Annotated in this window: 23 protein-coding genes; 14 read left to right on the top strand and 9 right to left on the bottom strand. The window is 72.1% G+C overall.

Annotated features, from left to right (window positions below; translation table 11 throughout):
* The first annotated feature begins 3 nt into the window (after positions 1–3).
* From ID574_RS25050 to ID574_RS25040, 3 genes are read left to right on the top strand one after another with little or no spacing between them, the layout of a single operon-like run.
* Positions 4–687 (top strand): response regulator transcription factor, encoded by a 684-nt coding sequence (locus ID574_RS25050; protein WP_223167039.1) that lies wholly within the window; start codon positions 4–6, stop codon positions 685–687.
* Positions 684–4,061 (top strand): DUF4153 domain-containing protein, encoded by a 3,378-nt coding sequence (locus tag ID574_RS25045; protein ID WP_188191369.1) that lies wholly within the window; start codon positions 684–686, stop codon positions 4,059–4,061. The genes ID574_RS25050 and ID574_RS25045 overlap by 4 nt, the downstream gene beginning before the upstream one ends.
* Positions 4,062–4,069: 8 nt before the next feature.
* Entirely contained in the window at positions 4,070–5,611 is a 1,542-nt protein-coding gene (locus ID574_RS25040; RefSeq protein ID WP_188191368.1) for an N-acyl-D-amino-acid deacylase family protein, read from the top strand.
* A gap of 23 nt (positions 5,612–5,634) precedes the next feature.
* Here the strand turns inward: ID574_RS25040 and ID574_RS25035 are convergent, their stop codons facing one another.
* Positions 5,635–5,787 (bottom strand): hypothetical protein, encoded by a 153-nt coding sequence (locus tag ID574_RS25035; protein ID WP_188191367.1) that lies wholly within the window; start codon positions 5,785–5,787, stop codon positions 5,635–5,637.
* Positions 5,788–5,943: 156 nt separating this feature from the next.
* On the opposite strand from ID574_RS25035, the gene ID574_RS25030 reads away from it, so the two are divergent.
* The 4 genes from ID574_RS25030 to ID574_RS25015 all read left to right on the top strand — a co-directional run bounded on the left by ID574_RS25030 (position 5,944) and on the right by ID574_RS25015 (position 9,751).
* Entirely contained in the window at positions 5,944–6,951 is a 1,008-nt protein-coding gene (locus ID574_RS25030; protein WP_188191366.1) for a BtrH N-terminal domain-containing protein, read from the top strand.
* A gap of 136 nt (positions 6,952–7,087) precedes the next feature.
* A complete protein-coding gene (locus tag ID574_RS25025) occupies positions 7,088–8,155 on the top strand; it encodes an alanine racemase (RefSeq protein WP_223167038.1) in 1,068 nt (355 codons plus the stop codon).
* A 9-nt stretch (positions 8,156–8,164) separates the two neighbouring features.
* Complete coding sequence (locus ID574_RS25020; RefSeq protein WP_188191365.1) at positions 8,165–8,545, top strand: RidA family protein; 381 nt, start codon at positions 8,165–8,167, stop codon at positions 8,543–8,545.
* A 9-nt stretch (positions 8,546–8,554) separates the two neighbouring features.
* A complete protein-coding gene (locus ID574_RS25015; protein ID WP_188191364.1) occupies positions 8,555–9,751 on the top strand; it encodes a hypothetical protein in 1,197 nt (398 codons plus the stop codon).
* A 2-nt stretch (positions 9,752–9,753) separates the two neighbouring features.
* Here ID574_RS25015 and ID574_RS25010 read toward each other — a convergent pair whose 3' ends face one another.
* The 5 genes from ID574_RS25010 to ggt all read right to left on the bottom strand — a co-directional run bounded on the left by ID574_RS25010 (position 9,754) and on the right by ggt (position 13,591).
* Positions 9,754–10,131 carry a VOC family protein gene (locus tag ID574_RS25010; protein WP_188191363.1) on the bottom strand — a complete coding sequence of 126 codons (378 nt, stop codon included), beginning with the start codon at positions 10,129–10,131 and terminating at the stop codon, positions 9,754–9,756.
* Entirely contained in the window at positions 10,115–10,879 is a 765-nt protein-coding gene (locus tag ID574_RS25005; RefSeq protein ID WP_188191362.1) for a class I SAM-dependent methyltransferase, read from the bottom strand. Before ID574_RS25005 ends, ID574_RS25010 begins: the two co-directional genes overlap by 17 nt.
* 237 nt (positions 10,880–11,116) lie before the next feature.
* Positions 11,117–11,587 carry a Clp protease N-terminal domain-containing protein gene (locus tag ID574_RS25000; protein ID WP_188191361.1) on the bottom strand — a complete coding sequence of 157 codons (471 nt, stop codon included), beginning with the start codon at positions 11,585–11,587 and terminating at the stop codon, positions 11,117–11,119.
* Positions 11,588–11,596: 9 nt separating this feature from the next.
* Positions 11,597–11,800, bottom strand: a complete 204-nt coding sequence (locus ID574_RS24995; protein WP_188191360.1) for a helix-turn-helix domain-containing protein — start codon at positions 11,798–11,800, stop codon at positions 11,597–11,599.
* A 60-nt stretch (positions 11,801–11,860) separates the two neighbouring features.
* Positions 11,861–13,591: a gamma-glutamyltransferase gene (gene ggt, locus ID574_RS24990; protein WP_188191359.1), complete on the bottom strand. Its 1,731-nt coding sequence runs from the start codon at positions 13,589–13,591 to the stop codon at positions 11,861–11,863.
* 94 nt (positions 13,592–13,685) lie between these two features.
* On the opposite strand from ggt, the gene ID574_RS24985 reads away from it, so the two are divergent.
* The 5 genes from ID574_RS24985 to ID574_RS24965 all read left to right on the top strand — a co-directional run bounded on the left by ID574_RS24985 (position 13,686) and on the right by ID574_RS24965 (position 18,121).
* A complete protein-coding gene (locus ID574_RS24985) occupies positions 13,686–14,795 on the top strand; it encodes a sensor histidine kinase (protein ID WP_188191358.1) in 1,110 nt (369 codons plus the stop codon).
* Positions 14,792–15,439: a response regulator gene (locus tag ID574_RS24980; RefSeq protein WP_188191357.1), complete on the top strand. Its 648-nt coding sequence runs from the start codon at positions 14,792–14,794 to the stop codon at positions 15,437–15,439. Before ID574_RS24985 ends, ID574_RS24980 begins: the two co-directional genes overlap by 4 nt.
* Positions 15,440–15,643: 204 nt before the next feature.
* Positions 15,644–15,796 (top strand): hypothetical protein, encoded by a 153-nt coding sequence (locus tag ID574_RS24975; protein ID WP_223167037.1) that lies wholly within the window; start codon positions 15,644–15,646, stop codon positions 15,794–15,796.
* A 17-nt stretch (positions 15,797–15,813) separates the two neighbouring features.
* Positions 15,814–16,686: an urease accessory protein UreH domain-containing protein gene (locus ID574_RS24970; protein WP_188191355.1), complete on the top strand. Its 873-nt coding sequence runs from the start codon at positions 15,814–15,816 to the stop codon at positions 16,684–16,686.
* Between the two features lie 55 nt (positions 16,687–16,741).
* Complete coding sequence (locus tag ID574_RS24965) at positions 16,742–18,121, top strand: tetratricopeptide repeat protein (RefSeq protein ID WP_188191354.1); 1,380 nt, start codon at positions 16,742–16,744, stop codon at positions 18,119–18,121.
* Here ID574_RS24965 and ID574_RS24960 read toward each other — a convergent pair.
* On the bottom strand, positions 18,118–18,486 hold the full coding sequence (locus ID574_RS24960) for a VOC family protein (RefSeq protein ID WP_188191353.1): 369 nt from the start codon (positions 18,484–18,486) through the stop codon (positions 18,118–18,120). The genes ID574_RS24965 and ID574_RS24960 overlap by 4 nt on opposite strands.
* A 61-nt stretch (positions 18,487–18,547) precedes the next feature.
* Here ID574_RS24960 and ID574_RS24955 point away from each other — a divergent pair, with 61 nt between their 5' ends.
* Both ID574_RS24955 and ID574_RS24950 read left to right on the top strand, forming a co-directional pair.
* Positions 18,548–18,865: a PadR family transcriptional regulator gene (locus ID574_RS24955; RefSeq protein ID WP_223167036.1), complete on the top strand. Its 318-nt coding sequence runs from the start codon at positions 18,548–18,550 to the stop codon at positions 18,863–18,865.
* On the top strand, positions 18,862–19,311 hold the full coding sequence (locus tag ID574_RS24950) for a VOC family protein (RefSeq protein ID WP_223167035.1): 450 nt from the start codon (positions 18,862–18,864) through the stop codon (positions 19,309–19,311). Before ID574_RS24955 ends, ID574_RS24950 begins: the two co-directional genes overlap by 4 nt.
* Here the strand turns inward: ID574_RS24950 and ald are convergent.
* Positions 19,308–20,417 (bottom strand): alanine dehydrogenase, encoded by a 1,110-nt coding sequence (gene ald, locus ID574_RS24945; RefSeq protein WP_188191351.1) that lies wholly within the window; start codon positions 20,415–20,417, stop codon positions 19,308–19,310. The genes ID574_RS24950 and ald overlap by 4 nt on opposite strands.
* Positions 20,418–20,470: 53 nt before the next feature.
* Complete coding sequence (locus tag ID574_RS24940; protein WP_188191350.1) at positions 20,471–21,853, bottom strand: aspartate aminotransferase family protein; 1,383 nt, start codon at positions 21,851–21,853, stop codon at positions 20,471–20,473.
* Between the last annotated feature and the right edge of the window lie 30 nt (positions 21,854–21,883).

Here is a 21,883-nt window from a genome sequence, read left to right as displayed (position 1 = left end):
TTCGTGGCAGAGCAGCGACGCATCCTCGTGGTCGAGGACGATGAGACGATCGCGTTGGCCGTACGGAACCGCCTGGCCGCCGAGGGCTTCGACGTCAGGGTGGCCGGCGACGGGCAGGACGCCCTGGCCCAGTACGGCAAGGCGGAACCGGACCTGGTGATCCTCGACCGGCTGCTGCCGGGCCTGGACGGGCTCGAGGTGTGCCGGCGGATGCAGGCGGCCAGGCCGGTGCCGGTCCTCATGCTGACCGCGCTCGGCGAGGAGACCGACGTGCTCGTCGGGCTCGGTGTGGGGGCCGACGACTACCTGGCCAAGCCGTTCAGCATGCGCGAGCTGGTGGCGCGGATCCACGCGCTGCTGCGCAGGGTGGAGCGGGCGGCCCAGCTCGCCGCCGAGGACACCGTGATCAGGGTGGGCGAGGTGGAGATCGACACCGCGGCCCGCAGGGTGTTCGTGCGCGGGGCCGAGGCGCAGCTCACCAGGACCGAGTTCGACCTCTTGCGCCGGCTGGCCGAGCGGCCGGGGCAGGTCTTCGAGCGCGACCGGCTGCTGTCCGACGTGTGGGGGTTCTCCGAGGCCGCCGCGACCAGGACCGTGGACAGCCACGTGCGGGCGCTGCGCCGCAAGCTGGGCTCCGACGTCGTACGCACGGTGCACGGGGTCGGCTACGCCCTGGTGCGGCGATGAGGCCGCTCGACTTCCTCGGCCGTATCAAGGTCAAGCTCGGCATCGTGATCGTGCTGGCCGTGGGGACCGCCTTCGTGGTGAACGAGGTCGGGCTCAACTCGGGGTTGTCCCGTGAGGTGCGCATCGCGGTCGCCGTCGTGCTGGCGTTGATCATGGTGCAGCTGCTGGCCATGGGGATGACCAAGCCGCTGCGCCAGATGGCCAGCGCCGCCCAGACCATCGCCAAGGGCCGCTACGGGCTGCGGGTCAGCGCCACCTCGCGGGACGAGGTGGGCGAGCTGGCGAGGGCGTTCAACGCCATGGCGGCCGACCTCGGCGAGGTGGACAGGCAGCGCCGCGAGCTCGTCGCGAACGTCAGCCACGAGCTGCGTACCCCCATCACCGGCCTGCGGGCCGTCCTGGAGAACGTCGTGGACGGCGTCTCCGCGCCCGACCCCGTCACCATGCGGACCGCCCTCGCCCAGACCGAGCGGCTCGGGCGGCTCGTGGCGCAACTGCTGGACCTGTCGCGGCTCGACTCGGGCGTACGGCTCATCGAGCCCGAGGCCGTCGAGCTGGCGCCGCTCATCGAGCAGGCGGTGCGCGAGGCGGGGCTGGCCCGCGAGGACGTCGTGATCCGGGCCGTCGTAGCGGGCGATCTGGTGGTGCGGGCCGATCCGGACCTGCTCGCGCAGGTCCTGGCCAACCTCCTCGACAACGCGGTACGGCACAGCCCGCCGGACGGGCTGGTGACGGTGAGCGGCGTGGCCGACGGAGCCGGCGTGCGGATCGCCGTCGCCGACCGGGGGCCGGGGATCCCGGTATCGGCTCGGGGGCGGGTGTTCGAGCGCTTCTCCCGGCTGGACGCGGGGCGGGCGGCGGACTCGGGAGGCGCCGGGCTGGGGCTGGCCATCGTGAAGGAGATCGTCGAGCTGCACGGGGGATCCATTCGCATCGACGACTGCGCGGGATGCCGCATGGTCGTCGATTTACCAGGGAGGACGACGATGGCTGACGCGCCGTTAGAGGCGGAGCAGCAGCGGAACGCGGCGGAGAAGGCGCGGCCCGAACCGGCCGGCGTCACCGCCGAGGAGAACGTGGCCACGGGGGCGGCCGACCGGGTCTCCGACGAGGTCGGCGCGGGGGCGACCCCCGGCCTCGCCATGGACGGCGCGGCGACCGGCGCCTCGGACAGCGGCCCCGCGAGCGACAGGGGAGCCGGTGGCGGCGCGGTGGCCGTGGAGCCGATGGGCGCGGCCGGGGCGGGGCCGGTCGGCGTTGGGGATACGGCAGGCGTGGGCGGTGCGGTCACCGAACCGGTCGCGGCGGGCGCGGGAGCGTCCCCGGCACCGTCCATGCCGCCACCAGCCGTCGGCAGCGGTTTCGCCAGGATGATCGGTGGCGGCGTCGTCGGAGTACTGGTCGGCTTCCTGGTCGGCATGTTCGCCGCCGTCCTCGTCAGCGTGACCGTCGGCGACGGGATGGCGCTCGTCACGCTGGTCTTGTGCACGGCCGTCATGGGGGCCGTCGGTGCGGCGCTGGGAGCGGGCTCGGGACGCCGCGCCGCGGCGTACCAGTCGGCCTATCAGACGGCCCAGCTGATGGCCCATGCACCAGGCCGGCCGCAACCCCACGCGCCGGGCCAGATGCCAGGCCATGGGGCGACCCAGTCGGCGGCCCGGCCATCGGCGCAGACAGCGGGATACCCGTCGGCGCAGGCGCTGCGACCGGCGGGTCAGACGGGGGCGCAGGCCACGGACCAGCCCGCGAGCGACACGGGGAGCCGGTCGGCGGTCCACGCGGCAGGTCAGCCAGTGGGACAAGGGCCTGGGCCGTACAGCCAGCAGGTGGGACACGGGGTCGAGCCGTACCGCCCCATGGGACACGGCCCCGAGCTGTACCGCGGCCAGGCCCCTCCCCCGCCCTACGTTCCGCCGCCGCTCTTCCCCAGGCCCGAGCTGCCCGAGTCGCCCCGCTGGCTGCTGCCCGCGGCGGCCGGGGCCGGGATCTTCGCCGCCGTGGCCCTGCCCGAGGCGCACGTAGGGCTCGGGATGGTGCTGGTGGCGACGGTGCTGGGCGCGGCGGCGCTGCCGGCGGTGGCGCGGCGGATGACGCCGTGGACGGCGGCGTTCGGCGTGACGGCGTACTGGCTGATCTCCATGGCGGCGGTGCGCGACGCCGACTGGCTGGTGGCGATCCTGCTCGTGGCGGGGGCCGGGCTGGCCGCGCTGGCCGTCTCGGGAGCGGGCGCGGGCTGGCTCGGCGTCATCAGGGGCGGCGTGTCGGTGTTGCTGGCCCTGGGCCCGGTGCCGTGGTTCCTGGCCACCCCGATCAAGAAGCTGACGGCCCGGCGGCGGGTCATGCCGATGGTCGCGGCGCTGAGCATCACCGCGGTGCTGCTGCTGGTGTTCGGGCTGCTGTTCAGCTCGGCGGACGCGGTGTTCGCCTCGTACGTGGAACGGCTGACCACCGCGCCGGAGTGGGCGGAGTCGGCGCCGTTGCGGATCTTCCTGTTCGCTGTCTTCGCCGTGCTGCTCGCGGCCGTGGTGCTGGTCGCGCTCAGGCCGGTGGTCGACCCGGTGGGCCCGGAGAGCAAGTTCACGGTGAGCAGGAGCGTGTGGCTCGTGCCGCTGACGGCGGTGAACCTGCTGTTCGCGTCGTTCGTGGCGGTGCAGATCACGGCCCTGTTCGGGGGCAACACGTGGGTGCTGAAGACGGCGGGCCTGACCTACGCGGAGTACGCCAGGCAGGGCTTCTTCCAGCTCGTCGTGGTCAGCGTGTTCGTGCTGGGCATCGTCGCCGTGGCCGGGGGGCTGCTCAGGACCGAGCGCCGCGAGCGCTGGGTGCTGGTGTGCCTGCTGGGCGTGCTGTGCGGCCTGACCATGGTGGTGCTGGCCTCGGCCCTGCACCGCATGAACCTCTACACCGACGCCTACGGCCTGTCGAGGCTGCGGATCTCGGTGCAGGCCACGGTCTGGTGGCTGGGCGCGGTGTTCGCGCTGGTGCTGCTGGCCGGCGCGGTACGGCTGACCGGCCGCGGCTCCGGCTGGCTGCCGCGCACGATCGTCCTGGTCACCGGGCTCGGGCTTGGCATGTTCGCGGTCGTGAACCCCGACCTGCGGGTCGCGTACACGCAGCTGGAGGTGCGCGGCATCCACAAGATGGACTCCGACTACCTGGGGGACCTCGGCGCGGAGGCGGTGCCGGCGCTCGACCGGCTGCCGGAGCCGCAGCGCAGCTGCGTGCTGGCCGACGTGGTCAGGGCGAACGGGCTGGACCGGCCCGACCCGTGGAACGGCTGGAACCTGGCCCGGTCGCAGGCGCGCGACCTGCTGGCCGAGCGGCCGATCCGCGAGTCGGCCGCGTGCGACCGGGTGTCGTCGCGCTCTGATTGAATCTTGGAGTGGGCTTCGACGTAGTCATCAGCGGCGGGCGGGTGCTCGACGGGACGGGCGCCCCGCCGTACCGGGCGGACGTGGCGATCCGCGGCGACCGGATCGCCGCGGTCGGCCGGCTGGACGGCGCGCAGGCGGAGACCGTGATCGACGCCGCCGGGCGGTTCGTCGCGCCCGGGTTCGTGGACTGCCACGCCCACGGTGACGCGGCCGTCTTCGACCCGGCGGTGCAGCAGGCGGCGCTGCGGCAGGGGGTGACCACGTTCGTGCTCGGGCAGGACGGGCTGTCCTTCGCCCCCGGCTCCGCCGAGACCGTCGCCTACGCGGCCCGCTACTTCGCCGCCGTCAACGGCCCGCTCAGGGACGACTCCCGGGTCGACGGCCCGTTGACAGTGGGCGAGCTGCTCGCCTCGTACGACCGCGCGGTGGCTCTCAACACGGCCTACCTCCTCCCCCACGGCACGATCCGCTACGACGTCATGGGCCCGTCGCCCGATCCGGCCTCGCCCGGCGACCTGGCCAAGATGCTGCGACACGTCGAGCGCGGCCTGTCCGAGGGCGCGGCCGGGCTGTCGAGCGGGCTCGAATACCTGCCGGGCCGGTACGCCTCGGCCGAGGAGCTGGCCGCGCTGTGCGAGCCGCTCGGCGGCCTCCCGTACGTCACCCACATGCGTGCCTACGGCGCCCGGGCCGGGGTGGGCATGGCCGAGGTCATGGAGATCGCCACGCGCTCCGGGGCAGCCGTGCACGTCTCCCATCTGCACGGCCCCGCCGACGTGCTGCTGCCGCTGGTCGAGCACGCGCTGGCCGAGGACGTCGACCTCACCTTCGACGCCTACCCCTACCTGCGGGGCAATTCCATCCTGGCGATGTACGTGCTGCCGCCGTCCGTGCCCGGCGCCGAGCCCGGCCGCGCGCTGGAGATGATCGCCTCGGACGAGCTGGACGACTGGTGGCCGACGCTGAGCGAGACCTGGCCCCGGCTGACCATCTCGCATGCCCCCGGCATGGAGTGGGTCGAGGGGCTGACGATGGTGGCCGCGGCCGAGCGGGCGGGCGTCGAGCCCGCCGAGCTGTGCCGCCGCCTCCTGATGGAGACGCGGCTGGAGGCGGGCGTCGTGTTCGCCCGGCCCGACGAGGGTCCGGAGGGCGAGGAGTCCGTACGCCGGATGCTGCGCCACCCCGCGCACACCGGCGGCTCCGACGCCATCTACGTGGGCGGCCATCCGCATCCGCGCGGATTCGGCGCGTTCGCCCGCTACCTGGGGCGGCACGTGCGGGAGCTCGGGGACTGGACGTGGGAGCAGGCCGTCGTCCACCTCGCCTCCCACCCTGCCCGGCGCTTCGGGCTGACGGATCGGGGTCTGGTGCGCGCCGGATTCGCAGCCGACGTGGTGCTGTTCGACCCGTCCACGGTGACCGACCGCGCAACGTACGCGACCCCGCGTTCTCTCGCGACCGGCATCGACGACGTCCTGGTCTCGGGCGTCCGCGTCCTGTCCGCCGGCGCCCTGACCGGCGCCACCCCCGGCCGCGCCCTCCGCCCGTGAGACCGGCGCCGATCATGCCGGAATCACGGGGATGTCCCCCGGGAGTTCTGGCCGACCGTGGCGATGGTGCCGGTGCTCATGCTCTTCGCCGCCGCACCGGACGGTACGGTCTGGGTGGTGGGCTCCCGCCAGCCCGCAGGCCCGGCGACGGCGTGGCGGGATCCGGGGTCGCGCAAGTCTCCTACGGCGCGGTGTGGCGCACCGAACGCTGACGGTCGGAAACCGCCGAGCCGGCCCTGCGAGGCAGGGATCGAGACGCTGGACTCTCCCCTTATGGGAGGCCTCATGCTACTTCCCGGCGTTCGGCCCGGACATATCGAGGAGAGCGACGCATGACCATCGTGAAAGGCATCGAGGCTCGCGGCATGCAACACTGCGAGACGACGGCACTGGGTGTGCTGCTGCGGCATGAGGGACTCGATCTGTCCGAGCCCATGCTGTTCGGCCTCGGCTCGGGCCTGTCCTTCATCTATTGGGACGCCAAGAGCATGGAGTTCCCCTTCCTCGGAGGCCGCGTCAAGCCCTTCGAGCTCACCAGGAACCTCGCCACCAGACTGGGGCTGACCTTGCTGGTCGAGGAGACCACCTCACCACGCAAGGCGTGGGAGAACGTGTCCGCCCCCATCGATGCCGGACGACCGGTCGGCCTGCAGCTCGACTGCTACCACTTGGACTACTTCCAGTCCAAGGTGCACTTCGGTGGCCATGTCGTCGCGATGTACGGCTACGACGAGCACTATGCGTACCTGGTGGACACCGCGCAGCAGGGCGGAGCCGTGCGTACGAGCCGGACCGGCCTCGCCATGGCGAGGGCCGAACGCGGACCGATGACCGCCAGGAACCGCTCCTTCTCCATCACCCCGCCGGCGCGCCCGCTCTCCTGGGAGGACCAGATCGTCCCCGCGATCAAGGCCTGCGCCGACGCCTTCCTCGCCGCCCCCATCGCGAACCTCGGCCATCGCGGCATCGAGAAAGCCGCCCGCCTGGTGCCCAAGTGGCTGGCCCGCACGGACGAGCCGAAGCGGGACCTGCCGCAGGCCGCCGTCCTCATGGAGAAGGCCGGCACCGGCGGCGCCCTGTTCCGTGCCCTCTATCGCGACTTCCTCGGCGAGTGCACCGGGCTCATCGACGATGACCACCTCCGCACCGCTCACCGGCTGTACACCGAGGCCGCCGCCCTGTGGACGGACGTGGCCACCCTGATCGCGAAGGCCGGGGAGGGGAGCGACCAGGCGTACCTCGAGCAGGCCGGCGTCCTCCTCCACGACCTCTCGCGCATCGAGAGGGATGCCATGCTGGCGCTGAGTGAGATGCAACCGCCGGCGGCAAGGCGCTCTTAACGGCACCTTCCCCACCGGCCGGGATCAGGTCGCCCCCCTACCCCCAAGACCCCAACCGGAGTACGGCCGGGTGGGAGCGGGCGAAGAGCAGGGGGCAGGGGTTGGGATAAGGTCGGACGCGGGTGAAGGGGGTGCCGTGCCAGCATCGGTCTTCGACGGCGGGTTCCGCTTTCCGCTGATGGTGGTGCATCGGGATGCGTTGGAGCACAACGTCGCCACGATGGCGGCCTTCGTCCGCGACCACGGGCTCGAGCTGGCCCCCCACGCCAAGACCCACCTGTCCGCCGAGATCGCCGCCATGCAGCTCGCCGCCGGCGCCTGGGGCCTGACCGTCGCCACGCCCCGACAGGCCCAGACGGTCAGGGACTTCGGGGGCGTCGACCGGATCATGGTGGCCAACCAGGTCGTCGATCCGGCGGGCCTCGCCTGGGCGGCCGCCGAGCTGGAGCGGGATCCGGCCTTCGAGTTCCTGAGCTTCGCCGACTCCGTGGCCGGGGTGGACATCCTGGCCGGTCACGCCGGGGCGCGGCCGTTCCGGGTGCTGGTGGAGCTGGGGCACGAGGGCGGGCGGGCCGGCTGCCGCACGCTCGACGAGCTGCTGCGGGTCGCCGCGCACGTGCAGCAGACGCCCGGGGTCGAGCTGGCAGGGGTGGCCGGGTACGAGGGCGGGCTGAAGACCGCCGGCGAGGTCAGGAAATATTTGGATTCGCTCCAGGAAGCCGTCGAGTACGTCCGCGTCAAGAGCCCGATCCTCAGCGTGGGCGGCAGCCAGTGGTTCGACGTGATCGGGCGGGAGCTCGTCGCCGCCCAGGCCAGGATCCTGCTGCGCAGCGGCGCGTACGTCACCCACGACGACGGCTATTACCGCGAGCGCACCCCGTTCAACCGCATCGACGGCGAGCTGCGCCCCGCGCTGGAAGTGTGGGCGCACGTGCTGTCCACGCCCGAGCCCGGGCTGGCGATCGTGGGCATGGGCAAGCGGGACGCGCCCTACGACGAGGGCCTGCCGATCCCGCGCCGCGAGGGCGTCACCGTCGTGAAGATGCAGGACCAGCACACCATCGTGCGCGCCGACGGGCTCAAGCCCGGCGACCTGCTGGCTTTCGGCATCTCCCACCCCTGCACCGCGTTCGACAAATGGCGCGTGCTACCCCTGGTGGACCGGGGCTACCGTGTCATCGGCACGATAAGCACCAGCTTCTAGGGAGATTGCATGAAAAAGGAGCTCCGTACCAGCGAGGGCGCCGCCCCCGTCGGCGCGTACTCGCAGGGTCTCGTGGTCGGCGACTTCGTCTACACCTCCGGCATGGGGCCGCTCGACCCGCAGACGGGCGAGATCGTCGGTGACGACGTGGCCACCCAGACGCACCAGGTCATGCGCAACCTCGGTGCCATCCTCGCCGCGCACGGACTCGGCTTCGACGACGTGATCAAGTCCACGGTCCACCTGCAGCACCTCCATCGCGACTTCGCCGCCTACAACGAGGTGTACAAGTCGTACTTCAACGAGCCCTACCCCGTACGCACCACCGTGGGGTCCGAGCTGATGGGCATCCTGGTGGAGATCGACTTCGTCGCGCACAAGAGCGCATAAGGTCGGTTCGTGGACAGTTCGGTATACGTCTTCGTCGAGGACCTGCGCGGCGAGGGCGTCGAGAGGGTGCTCGACAGGATCAGCGGATACGGCGCGACCGGCGTCACCGTCGGAGCCGTGCACCACGCCTCCCGCGACGTCACCCCGCACGGACTGTCCCGACTGACCGTCCGGCACGACGGGGCGCATTTCGCCCCGCCGGCCGACCTGTTCGCCGGGCTGCGGCTGTCGCCGGTGCCGGGCTATCTGGACGCGTTCGACGGGCTTCGGGAGGCCTGTGCGAAACGCTCCATGAAGCTCCACGGATGGACGGTCTTCCTGCGCAACGCCACGATCGGCATGGCACATCCGGACGTGACCGTACGCGACTGCTTCGGCGACCGCGGCGCCCCGGCCGACCTGTGCCCGGCTCATCCGGACGTGCGCGAATACGCCGTCGCGCTGGCCAGGGCGGTGGCCAGGCTCGGGGTCGACAGCGTGGTGGCCGAGTCACTGCACTTCCGGCCGCTCAAGGCGCAGCGGTCGTTCGTGCCGCTGGGGCCGATGGACGCCTACCTGTTCGGGCTCTGCTTCTGCGACTACTGCATGCGGCGGGCCACCGACCTGGGCGTGGACGCCGAGGTGGCGCGGGACGAGTGCGCCGGGATCGTGGGCCGGGTGTTCGACGGCGACGCGCCCGCGCAGGGGGAGGTGACCAGGGCGGCGCTGACCGCGTACGCGGGGCCGGACGTCGTGGCCTATGCCCGGGCGCGCTCGGAGACCGTCACGACCCTGGTGTCGGAGGTGGCGTCGGCGGTCGCCGAGGAGGGCTCCAGGCTGGTGTTCGTCGACTCGACGGGCGCGGTCAAGGGATACGCCGACGGGCTGCCCACGCCGGTGCTGGCCGCGCACGACGCGTGGCAGTTCGGGGTGGACCTGGTGGCTCTGGGCGACCTCGTGCCGGCGTTCGGGGTGCTGGCCTACGCGCGGGACGCGGCGCGCGTGGCCGACGACGTGGCGGCCTACCTGCGGTCCGTGGGCAAGGACCGGGAGGTGCGGGCGGTGCTGCGGCCGGGCTACCCCGACAGCGACTCCGCCGACCGGCTGGTGGCCAAGGCGCGGGCGGCGAAGGCGGCGGGCGCGCTGGCGGTGGACTTCTACGCGTACGGGCTGGCGCCGCACCCGGTGCTGGACCGCATCCCGGCCGCCCTGTCAGAGGCCCTCTGACCTCACTTCACGAACAGACAGAACTCGTTGCCCTCCGGATCGGCCAGCACCACCCAGTCGTCGTGCGTGGCCAGCAGGGTGGCGCCCAGCGCGGCGAGCCGGGCGATCTCGGTGTCGAGGTCGCCGGTCTCCAGATCCAGATGGACGCGGTTCTTCACGATCTTGCGTTCGGGGACGCGCTGGAACCACAGCCGCGGCGGCCCTCCCTCGACCAGCACCGTCGGATCGTCCTCAGGGTCGTCGATCCCCTCACCGCGCAGCCGCTCCAGCTCGGCCTCGTCGTACGGCGCCACGGCGTAGCCGTCGAGAGCGGCGGCCCAGAACCTCGCGAGCGAGGCCGGGTGCCGGCAGTCGACCACGATGTCACGCAGCCCGGCCACCGGGCCGCCTCGCCTCGATGAGGAACCTGGCGGAGTGCGCGACGAACGGCCCTTCGGCCTCGATCCGCTCGTGCAGGGCCCGCAGCTTGTCCCGGTAGCGCTCGACCGAGAAGCCCGGCACGATCCAGATCACCTTGCGCAGGAAGTAGATCACCGCACCGATGTCGTGGAACTCCATCCGCAGCCGCTCGGAACGCAGGTCCACGACCTGCAGCCCGGCGGCCTCGGCCGCCGCCCGGGCCCGCTCGGGGTCGCGTCCGGAGCCGTCGTGCGGCCCGAGGAAGTAGTGGGTGAGCTCGGCCACGCTCCACGGCCCGACCTGCTGCGAGAAGTAGGACCCGCCAGGCCGCAGCACCCTGGCGATCTCCTCCCACCACGTCACGACCGGGTGACGGCTGCTCACCAGGTCGAAGACGCCGCTCGCGAACGGCAGCCGCGGCTCCTCGTCGTCGGCCACCACCCAGGCCCCGCGCGGGCGCAGCCGGGAGGCGGCCAGCTTCAGGTTGGGCGGCCACGACTCGGTGGCCACGGTCACCGGCGGCAGGGTGGGCAGGCCGGCCAGGATCTCGCCGCCGCCGGTCTGGATGTCGAGCACGGCCCGCGCTGCGCTCATGCGCTCGGCGAGCAGCCGGGAGTAGCCCCACGAGGGCCGCTCCTCGGTGGCCCGGCCGTCGAGCCAGGAGAAGTCCCAGCCGTCCACGGAGACGGTGCTCGCCTCCCGGACGAGGTCGTCGTACGTGCGCCGCATCCTTCGACCTTGTCAGCGGCGCGTCCTGGCGTTCAACCGAATTTCGGTCAGGCGGCGCGTCCGGGCCGACGGGACGCGGTCCCCCGGCCCGTCCGGGGCTCGGCCCGTTTTCCGCACGTGCCGCTTCGTCGCACTCAGCGCCATGGGTGCTTGGCGCCCTGCGACTTCCCTCTCCAGAAGGGACCCCCGCCGAAGTGCGGGGGCGGCGGAAGGAAAGGGCGAGCGGACGCGGGATGCTCAGGCCGTCGCGGGTCCGCCCCAGGCGCTGAGCACGGCCGCGCGGTCGATCCGGAGCTGGTCGACGAGCTGCGCGACGGGGTCGGGCGGCCGCTGCGCCAGCAGGGTGAGCGCGAGCTGCCGGTGCGCGTCCCGGGACCTGGTCTTCGCGGTCGTGGCCTTGATGGCCTGGTTGATCACCGCGCGGGCGCTGGAGGTCAGCGCGGTGGACGGGACCGGTTTGTGCTTGCGCGGGTTCTTCGGTAGGTCGCCGACCTCCAGGCCGAGCATCCGCAATGCCGCCTTGTCCAGGTCGTCGAGCGCGGTCCGCGCCCCCTCCAGGTCGACGCCCAGCGCCCGCGCCGTGTCCGGGTGATGCAGGAGCCCGAGCAGCAGGTGCTCGGTGCCGAGCCTCCTGTCCCCCCGCTGCCTGGCCTCCTCGAACGCGGCCTTGACGGCCACGTGGAACGGGGTCTTCTGACTGCCGAACATCGCGAGTCCTCACTTCCCGTACTTGGCGTGCACGGACTGCCGTGACATGCCGAGCGCGTCGCCTATCTGCTCCCAGGTCCAGCCCTGCTCCCTGGCGAGCGCCACCGACACGGCCTCGACCTGCTCGGCCAGCCGGTGCAGGGCGCCCACCGCCCGCAACCCCATGGCCGGGTCGTTCGACCTGATCCGCTCGGAGAGTTCTGCTACGTCCACGCCGTCAGGCTAGACTGACAACCCTGCGGTTGTCAATCCAGCCTGACACAGGGTGGCGTCTCACCTGGGGAAGACCACCATCGCGCTGCCGCCCCCTCGCCGCGTCGGCTCGGCGACGGCCTGGACACGGCCCCGGCCGAGGAACTCCAGCGCCGTGGCGGCGCCGATCTCCGGGGTGGACCCGAACGCGTGCCCACGGGCCCTCAACTCATTCAGGACCGGCCCCGGGAACGTCGGCTCGGCCAGCGTCTGCGGGGTATTCCGCTGCGTGAGGCGCGGCGCCGCCACCGCCTCCGGCAGGTCCATGTCGAACTCGTACCGGTTGAGCAGGATCTGCAGCACCGTCGTGATGATCGTCGACCCGCCGGGGGAGCCGACCGCCAGCACGGGCTTGTCGTCGTCGAACACCAGCGTCGGCGCCATCGACGAGCGCGGCCGCTTGCCGGGCCCCGGCAGGTTCGGGTCGCCGGGCGCCGGGCCGAACGTGAAGTCGGTCAGCTCGTTGTTGAGCAGCACGCCCCGCCCCGGCACCACGATGCCGTTGCCGCCGGTGGACTCGATGGTCAGGTTGTAGGCGATCACGTTGCCCCAGCGGTCGGCCACGACCAGGTGGGTGGTCTCGGGGCCTTCGTCCGCGATCGGGGTGGCGCTGCCGGTGGGCTGGGCGCAGGGCTCGTAGGAGCCGTCCGGGCTGCCGGGCGCGGCCGGGTGCGGCATCGCCGTGTCACCGATCAGGCAGGCCCGCTCCTTGGCGAAGCCGTCGGACAGCAGCTCCTTCAGCGGCACGCCGGGGATGTCGCCGACGTACTTGCCGCGGTCGGCGAAGGCCAGCCTGGAGGCCTCCAGATACTCGTGCAGGCCCACCTCGGGCAGGGATTCGAGGATGTTGAGCGCCTCGCCGACCGTCGAGCCGCCGGAGGACGGGGGCGCCATGCCGTACACGTCCATGCCCTTGTAGGAGATCTTGGTGGGCTCGCGCAGCAGGGCGCGGTAGGCACGCAGGTCGGACAGCTCCATCAGGCCCGGGCGGACGTTGCGGGTGCTGCCCGGGGTGACCGGCGGCTGCTTGACGGTGGCCACGACCTCCTTGCCGAGCTGGCCGCCGTACAACCAGCCGGGGCCGCGCTTGGCCAGCTCACGGTAGGTGTCGGCGAGTTCCGGGTTCCTGAAGACCGAGCCGACGGGCGGCGGGGCGCCGTTCGGGAGGTACAGCTTGGCCGTGGAGGTGAAGTCCTTGAAGCGGGCGGCGTTGGCGGCGGTCTGGTCGTAGAACGTCTGGTCCACGACGAAGCCCTTGGAGGCCACCTCGATCGCAGGCTGGAGCGCCTGCTTGAGCGAGATCGTGCCGAACCTGCGCAGGGCCAGGTCCCAGTTCGCGACCGTGCCGGGCACGCCGGCGGACAGGCCGCTGGTGACCGCCTCGTCGAACGGGATGCCCTCCAACGTCGTCGCCGTCATGGCCTGCGGGGCGGTCTCGCGGCCGTCGATCGTGAAGACCTTACGCTGCCTGGCGTCGTAGTAGACCATGAAGCCGCCGCCGGCGAGCCCGGCCGAGTACGGCTCGGTGACGCCGAGCACCGCGCCCGCGGCGACCGCGGCGTCCACGGCGTTGCCCCCCTTTCTCAGCACGGAGATGGCGGCCTTGCTCGCGTCCAGGTCGACGGTGGCGACGGCGCCGCCGTACCCCTTGACCTCCGCGACCTTCTGCTCGGGTTGGGGCTCGGCCGACGCGGGAGAGGTCGGCGCGAGCGCGATGAGGACTGCTGATGCGGGAACGATCACTCGGCGCATGGTCTCCACGATGGACCAGGTACGCCCGTCGCGGTAGGGCCCCCTGCTACATGAGGGTGATGCGCTGGTCAAGGCGGTGCCTTAGCGTTGGGGCGTGCGCTCGAAGTCCGGCTTCGCCCCCTATCTCGCTCTGATCGCGGCCGTGTTCCAGCTCGTGCTGTCCCAGGGCGCGGAGCGCGGGCAGCCGGACAGGGCGCCGCTCGATCCGCTGGCGTACGGGTTGCTGCTGGTCGGGCCACTGATGATCCTCCTGCACCGGAAGTTCCCGATCCCCACGGCGGTGGCCACCTTCCTGGCGACCTACGCCTTCGTCTGGGGCGGCTACCCCTACGGCGGCGTGTTCTTCGCGCCGATCGCCATGCTGTTCCTGCTGGTCCTGCACCGTCACCGGTTGACGGCCTGGATCCTGGCCGGGATCACCGACGTGGTCTTCATCGCCTACCCCTGGATCACGTCCTCGCCGAACCGCGGGCTCTTCCACGATCTGGCGGTCACCTCGTTCATCCTGCTCTTCATGATCGCGGCCGAGCTGGTCAGGATCGCCCGCGAGCGCCGCGCCCAGCAGCAGCGGGCCGCCGAGGAGGAGACGAGGCGGCAGGCCAGCGAGGAGCGGCTGACCATGGCGCAGGAGCTGCACGACGTGCTCGCGCACAACATCTCGCTCATCCACGTCCAGGCCTCGACCGCGCTGCACCTCATCGACGACGACCCCGGGCAGGCCCGCACCGCCCTGGCCACCATCAAGACCGCCTCCAAGGAGGTGCTGGGCGAGATGCGCTCGGTGCTCAACGTCCTGCGTGAGGGCGCGCCGCGCTCCCCCACGGCCGGGCTCGACCGCCTCGACGAGCTGATCGAGCGCTCCGGGATGGAGGTGACGCTCAAGCGCGTCGGCTCGCGGCCGTTGCCGCCCTCTGTGGAGCGGGCCGCGTACCGGATCGTCCAGGAGTCGCTCACCAACGCCGCCCGCCACGCCCCCGGCTCGGCGGTGACGGTGCGTCTGGAGTACGCCGCGCGCGAGCTGGTCATCCGCGTGACCGACACCGGCGCGACCAAGCCCGCAGTGCTGTCCGAGTCGGGCAGCGGCAACGGCATCCCCGGCATGCGCGAGCGGGCCTCCGCGCTGGGCGGGACCCTGGTCGCCGGCCCGTCGGACACCGGCTTCCAGGTCGAGGCCCGGCTGCCACTACCCGAGGAGACCTCATGATCAAGGTGTTGCTCGCCGACGACCAGGCGCTGGTCCGGGCCGGCTTCAAGGCGCTGCTCAACGCCCAGCCGGACATGACCGTGGTGGCCGAGGCCTCCGACGGCGCCGAGGCGGTGCGGCTGGCGAAGGAGCACGGGCCCGACGTGGTGCTCATGGACATCCGCATGCCGGGCACCGACGGCCTGACCGCCACCCGCCAGATGCCCGAGGGGCCGCGCATCATCATCCTGACCACGTTCGAGCTGGACGAATACGTCTTCGAGGCGCTGCGCAGCGGGGCGAGCGGCTTCCTCGTCAAGGACACCGAGCCGGCCGAGCTGATCCAGGCCGTCCGGGTGGTCGCGGCCGGCGAGGCGCTGCTGTCGCCCAGCGTGACCCGCCGCCTGATCGCCGAGTACGCCTCCCGCGCCAAGGAGCCGGTCGCCGCCGGCGGGCTCGACCAGCTCACCGAGCGCGAACGCGAGGTGCTCGCCCTGGTCGGGACCGGCATGACCAACGACGAGATCGCCGCCAAGCTGTTCATGTCGCCGGCCACGGCCAAGACCCACGTGAGCCGCACCATGATGAAGCTGCACGCCCGCGACCGGGCTCAGCTGGTCGTCATCGCGTACGAGTCAGGGCTCGTCAAGCCGGGCTGGGCCTAGCCGCACGAGGTACCCACGACGCCGCCCGGCGGCCGCCATCTGTTCTCAGGAGCAACGCACCCCTAAACATCACCGAGGGTGAGACAACTGCCACTGGCCGCGCCTGACACTCCGCGTTACGTTGCATTACACAGCGAGTTAGAAGGTGGGAGAAGGATGCGGTCCATCGCCAGGTTCTGCGGGCAGTGCGATTGCGGATGCCCCATGTTGTTCGTCGACCACAGCGCACCCGAGGAGCGCCGGGTCATCATCACCGACGACTTCGGGCAGCGCGTCGAGATGAGCCTCGACCAGTTCGGCTCGATCGTGGCGGCCGCCAAGAGCGGGTCCCTGGACAACGTGGCGCTCGTCCACTGAGCGCCCAGGCCGCCGCCATGTTCGCCGGCGGAGTCGCCGCCGGACTGCTGGCCGGGACCGTCACCTGCACCGCGGCCCAGGGTGGGCTGCTCATGGGCCTGGCCGACCGGTGCCACGGGCGCGATCCGGCGCTGGTGGGGTGGTTCCTGGCCGGGCGGCTGGCGTCGTACACACTGGCCGGGGCGCTGCTCGGGCTGCTCGGCTCGGCCGTCAGCCCGCCGCCCGCGGCACGTGCGGCGCTGCTCGTCGCGGCCGGCGTCACTGTGATCGTCTTCGCGGTGCGGATCATGCGGCGCGGGCGCTGCGCGACGCCGCCGGAAGGCGAGGTATCCCGGTGCAAAGCGCCGCTGCTCGGCGCCGCCACCATCCTGGTGCCGTGCGGCGCGACGCTCGGCGTGGAGATGATCGCCGTCTCCAGCGGCTCGCCGCTGTCAGGGGCGGCGGCCATGGCGGGGTTCGTGATCGGCACCGCTCCGGCGTTCGCGCTGCTCGGGTACGTGCTGCGGCGCGTCTCCCGCACCCGGCTCGCCAGGGTCGCGGGGCTGGCGGCGATCGCCGCCGGCCTCTGGACCGTCGGCGCCGGGCTCAACCTGGGCGGCTGGCTGCCCGGATTCACGCCGTCCGCTCCCTCCTCATCCACCCCCGCGTCACCGACGGTCACCGTCTGGGCGACGCGCGACGGCTACCGCCCGGCCGTGGCGTCCGCGCCGGCGGGTGTGCCGGTCGAGATCGTCTTCAGGCTGGCGGGACCGGGCTGCACCGGCACCGTCGCGATCGGCGGGCGGGACGTCGCGCTGCCCGCCACGGTGCGCCTGCCGCCGCAGCCGCCCGGCAGGTTGCGGTACGCCTGCGGAATGGGCATGTACACGGGGTTCGTCGAGTTCTCGTAGCGGCTTGTCGGCGATTACCGTTCGCAATCACGCGATCACGTGCCAGTCTGTCGCCATGGCCTGGCAAGGAGAGGTGGCGGCGCCGACCGTACCGGCGCCCCGCGTGGGAGACGAGCCCGAGCTGCTGGCCGCCGCGCACGCCGGCGACACGCAGGCCGCGCACCGGCTCGGCAAGCTCTACGCGCAGCACGGCGACCGAGCGGCCGCCAAGCACTGGTGGGAGCGGGCGGCCGCGGGCGGCAACATGGACAGCGCCTTCAACCTGGGCATCTGGCACGAGAAGCACGGCAGTCTGGAAGAGGCCGTCGCCTGGTACGAGACCGCCGCCGCCACCGGCGACGCCGAGGCGGCCGCCAACCTGGCGACGCTCCTGCTGGAGCAGCGCGGCGACGTGGAGGCGGCCAGGAGGTGGTACGAAAGCGCGGCCCGCGCCGGGTCCAGGATCGCGGCCCGCAGGCTGGCGCTGGTCTGCGAGGACACCGGCGAGCTCGCGGCGGCCCGCGAGTGGCACCGCCAGGCGGCGGCCGACGGCGACGTGGCCTCGGCCCACGACCTGGGCTTCCTGGCCTACTCCGCGGGCGACGACGAGGAGACCGTGCGGTGGTGGGAGTACGCCGCCCGCGGCGGCCACGCCGAGTCCGCCTACTGCATGGGCCTCTACCTCGACGCCGGACGCGACCCCGAGGGCGCCGAGGCCTACTACCGGCTGGCCGCCAAGAGCGAGCACCCCGGCGCCGCCTCCCGGCTCGGCGGGATCGCGCTGTCCAGGGGCGATCTGCGCGCCGCGCGGGCTTGGTTCGAGCGGGCCGCGAACGCCGGGCGCGTGGAGGACCAGCGGATGGCCGGGTTCGTGTGCGTGGAGCTGGGCGACTGCGGGGCGGCCAGCCACTGGTTCGGCCGGGCGGCGGTCGGCGGGGACGCCGAGTCGGCCTTCAACTACGGCCTGCTGCTCATCGCCGAGTTCGGCGACCTGGCCGGCGGCCGGCACTGGTTCCGCCAGGCCGCGCGGGCCGGGCACCACGGGGCCGCCGTCGAGCTGGGCGGGCTGCTGTCGGTGGCGGGCGAGCCGAGTGAGGCGTGGCTGTCCGACCCGCCGCCGCCCGGCTGGGCCCGCCCGGCCGAGCCGGAGCTGGCCGCGCGGGCCGAGCTGGCGGCGGCCTCCACCGGCCGCCGGGGCGGGATCTCGCTGGACGTGGCCGAGCTGACCGAGGTCCTCGGCACGTGGGATCTGGTGACCAGGCCGCTGCACGACCATTCGGACGTGGTCGGGTGGCTGGTGCGGCGGAGCGGGGTGCACACGAGCGCCATCGAGCATCTGGCGTCCGTACGCGGCACGCTGCTGCGCCCGGGCAGCGCGCCCTGGCCGAGCCCGGGCGAGATCCAGCACGTCCTGGCCACCGCCCGCGATCTGCGGCGGCGTCTGGGCGTGCGCTAACGCTGGCCCAGGTGGAACAGGTGGCCCTCGTCGTCCTTGAAGACCGCCGACCAGCCCCACGGCTGCTGCTGCGGCTCCTGGGTGAACTCGACGCCGCGGGCGGCGAGCTCCTCGTGCGTCTTGACGATGTCGTCGGCCTGGAACAGCACGTAGTTGGGCAGGTCTTTGGCCAGCCCCGGCCACTTGGGGTCGGCCTTGTGGATGACCAGCCCGGTGCCGCCGCCGGGCGGCTGGACCTCGATCCAGCGGTCCTCGCCGTACGGCATGTCCTTGGTGATCTCGAAGCCCACCTTCGCGGTCCAGAAGTCCACGGCCCGCTGCTGGTCCTCGACGTAGATGGTGACCTGGCTGATGCCGAGCGCCATTGCTCCTCCTCGTCGTTATATCCGCCATGGATATAACCACCGTGGTGCTATGGTGTCAATCATGCTCACCGCCGCCGGTTTCCACGTGCTGCTCGCCCTGGCCAGCGGCGCCGGGCACGGCTATGCGGTGATGCGGTTCGTCGAGGAGGTCAGCGGCGGCGCGGTGAAGCTGGGGCCGGGCACGCTCTACAGGACGATCAGCCGTTTGGTGGCCGACGGCCTGGTCGAGGAGTCCGACGACGCCGACCCCGCCGCGCCGCACGACGCCAGGCGGCGCTACTACAAGCTGACGCCGCAGGGCGAGCGGGCCGCGCGGGCGGAGGCCGAGCTCATGGCCCGCATGGTGACCGCGGCCAGAGAGGCAGGGCTGATCACGTGACATCGCTGCGCCCGCAGGGGCTGAGCCCGCATCTGTTCGTACGCGACACGCAGGCGGCGATCGACTTCTACCGCGAGGGCCTGGGCGCGGTGGAGGTGTTCAGGAACACGCTGCCCGACGGGGTGATCCTCTTCGTCGAGCTGCAGCTCGGCGCCGGGCGGCTGCTGGTGAGCGAGGAGACGCCCGACCTGGGCGCGCTGGCCCCGCCGACGCTGGGCGGCAGCCCGGTCCTGATCCTGCTGGAAGTGGACGACCCCGACGCGGTCGCCGAGCGGGCGATCGCGGCCGGGGCCGACATCGAGATGCCGGTGCAGGAGACGTTCTGGGGCGAGCGGTACGGCGTGCTGCGCGACCCGTTCGGCCACCGGTGGGCGGTGACGACGGCCAGGGAGCAGCTCACGCCCGACGAGATCGTACGGGGCACGACGTACCGCTCGGAGGACTAGACGACCTCGGCGACCGGCGTGTACTCCAGGCCGAGCGCCTCGGCGACCGGCTGGTTCGTCAGCAGGCCGTCGTGCGTGTTGAGCCCGCCCGCGAGGCCCGCGTCGGCCTTGACCGCCTCGCGCCAGCCCAGGTTGGCCAGCTTGACCGCGTACGGGAGGGTGGCGTTGGTCAGCGCGTACGTGGAGGTGTTGGCCACCGAGCCCGGCATGTTGGCCACGCAGTAGAAGACCGACTCGTGCACCTTGTACGTCGGGTCGGCGTGCGTGGTCGGGCGCGAGTCCTCGAAGCAGCCGCCCTGGTCGATGGCGATGTCGACGAGCACCGAGCCCGGCTTCATCCGGGAGACGAGGTCGTTGGAGACCAGCGTCGGGGCCTTGGCGCCGGGGATCAGCACCGCGCCGATGACCAGGTCGGCCTGGAGGACCTCCTGCTCGATCGCGTACCGCGTGGAGACCAGCGTCTTGAGCCGGCCCTGGTAGATCGCGTCGATGTAGCGCAGGCGGTCGATGTTGGTGTCGAGGACGGTCACGTCGGCGCCCATGCCGACGGCGATCTGCGCCGCGTTCAGCCCCGACACGCCGCCGCCGATCACGACCACCTTCGCCGGCGCCACGCCCGGCACCCCGCCCGGCAGGATGCCGCGGCCGCCGTTGAAGCGCATGAGGTTGTACGCGCCCACCTGCGGCGCCAGCCGCCCGGCGACCTCGGACATGGGGGCGAGCAGCGGCAACGCGTTGCCCACCTGGACGGTCTCGTACGCGATGCCCGTGGTCCTGGCGGTGAGCAGCGCGTCGGTGCAGGCGCGTGAGGCGGCCAGGTGCAGGTACGTGAACAGCACCAGCCCCTCCCGCAGCCGGTGGTACTCCTCGGCGATCGGCTCCTTCACCTTGAGCACCATGTCGGCCTCGCCCCACACGGCGTCGGCACTGTCGATGAGCTTCGCGCCCGCAGCGAGGTATTCCTCGTCCGTGATGTGCGAGCCCAGGCCCGCGCCCCGCTGGACCAGGACGTCGTGGCCGTTGCGCACCAGCTCGTGAACGCCTGCGGGCGTGGCGGCGACACGGTATTCGTGGTTCTTGACCTCGGCAGGAACGCCGATCTTCATGGCGGTGGATCCTTTCGGGAGCCGGCACACCGTTGTGCCGTGTTGAGGGGTCTTCAGACGCGGGCCCACGCCTCGGTGAGCACGCCGCGGAGGATCGAACCGATCTCCTCGAACTCCTTGAGACCGGCGACGAGCGGGGGCGCGAGCTGGATGACGGGGTCGCCGCGGTCGTCGGCGCGGCAGTAGAGGCCCGCGTCGAACAGCGCCTTCGACAGGAAGCCGCGCAGCAGCCGCTCGGACTCGTCGGCGTCGAACGTCTCCTTGGTGGCCTTGTCCTTGACCAGCTCGATGCCCCAGAAGTAGCCGGCGCCGCGCACGTCGCCGACGATCGGCAGGTCGCGCAGGTCGTCGAGGGTCTGCTTGAACAGCGGCTCGTTCTTCGTCACGTGGCCGAGCAGGTCTTCGCGCTCGAAGATGTCGAGGTTGGCGAGGGCCACGGCCGCGGAAACGGGGTGGCCGCCGAACGTGTAGCCGTGGGCGAACATGGTGTCGCCGCTCTTGAACGGTTCGAACAGCCGCTCGTGCGCGATCATGGCGCCGATGGGCGAATAGCCGCTGGTCATGCCCTTGGCGCAGGTGATGATGTCAGGCACGTAGTCGAACTTCTGGCCGCCGAACATCGTGCCGAGCCGCCCGAACGCGCAGATCACCTCGTCGGACACCAGCAGGACGTCGTACTCGTCGCAGATCTCGCGCAGGCGCTGCCAGTAGCCGGGGGGCGGCGGGAAGCAGCCGCCCGCGTTCTGCACGGGCTCGGCGAAGACGGCGGCCACCGTGTCGGGGCCCTCCATCTCGATGGCGCGGGCCACCCGGTCGGCGGCCCAGAGGCCGTACTCCTCCGGGGTCATGCCCTTGACGCCGGTGATCTCGTCCGCCCGGTAATGGTTGGTGTTGGGGACGCGCACGGACCCGGGCACCAGCGGCTCGAACATCTGCTTGAACGCCGGGATCCCGGTGATCGCCAGCGCGCCCTGCGGGGTGCCGTGGTAGGCGATCTGGCGGCTGATGACCTTGTGCTTGAGCGGCTTGCCGGTGAGCTTGAAGTACTGCTTGGCCAGCTTCCACGCGCTCTCCACCGCCTCGCCTCCGCCGGTGGTGAAGAAGACGCGGTTGAGATCGCCGGGGGTCTGCGCGGCCAGGCGCTGGGCCAGCTCGGCCGCCTTCGGGTGCGCATAGGACCACAGCGGGAAGAACGCCAGCTCCTGGGCCTGCTTGGCGGCGGCCTCGGCCAGCTCCTGGCGGCCATGGCCGACCTGGACCACGAAAAGCCCGGCGAGGCCGTCGAGATAGCGCTTGCCGTGGATGTCGTAGACGTACGATCCCTCACCGCGCACGATGGTCGGGATCTCGGACTGCTGGTATGCGCTGTGTCTGGTGAAGTGCAACCACAGGTGGTCTTCCGCGGCCTTGAGGACGTCGTGTTCCGGCTGCGTCATGGCTATCTTCCCTCGTCTGTGAACTCCCCA

Source organism: Nonomuraea sp. SYSU D8015, assembly GCF_008065375.1.
Classification (GTDB): domain Bacteria; phylum Actinomycetota; class Actinomycetes; order Streptosporangiales; family Streptosporangiaceae; genus Nonomuraea.
This window is presented reverse-complemented; position numbering and strand designations above follow the sequence as displayed.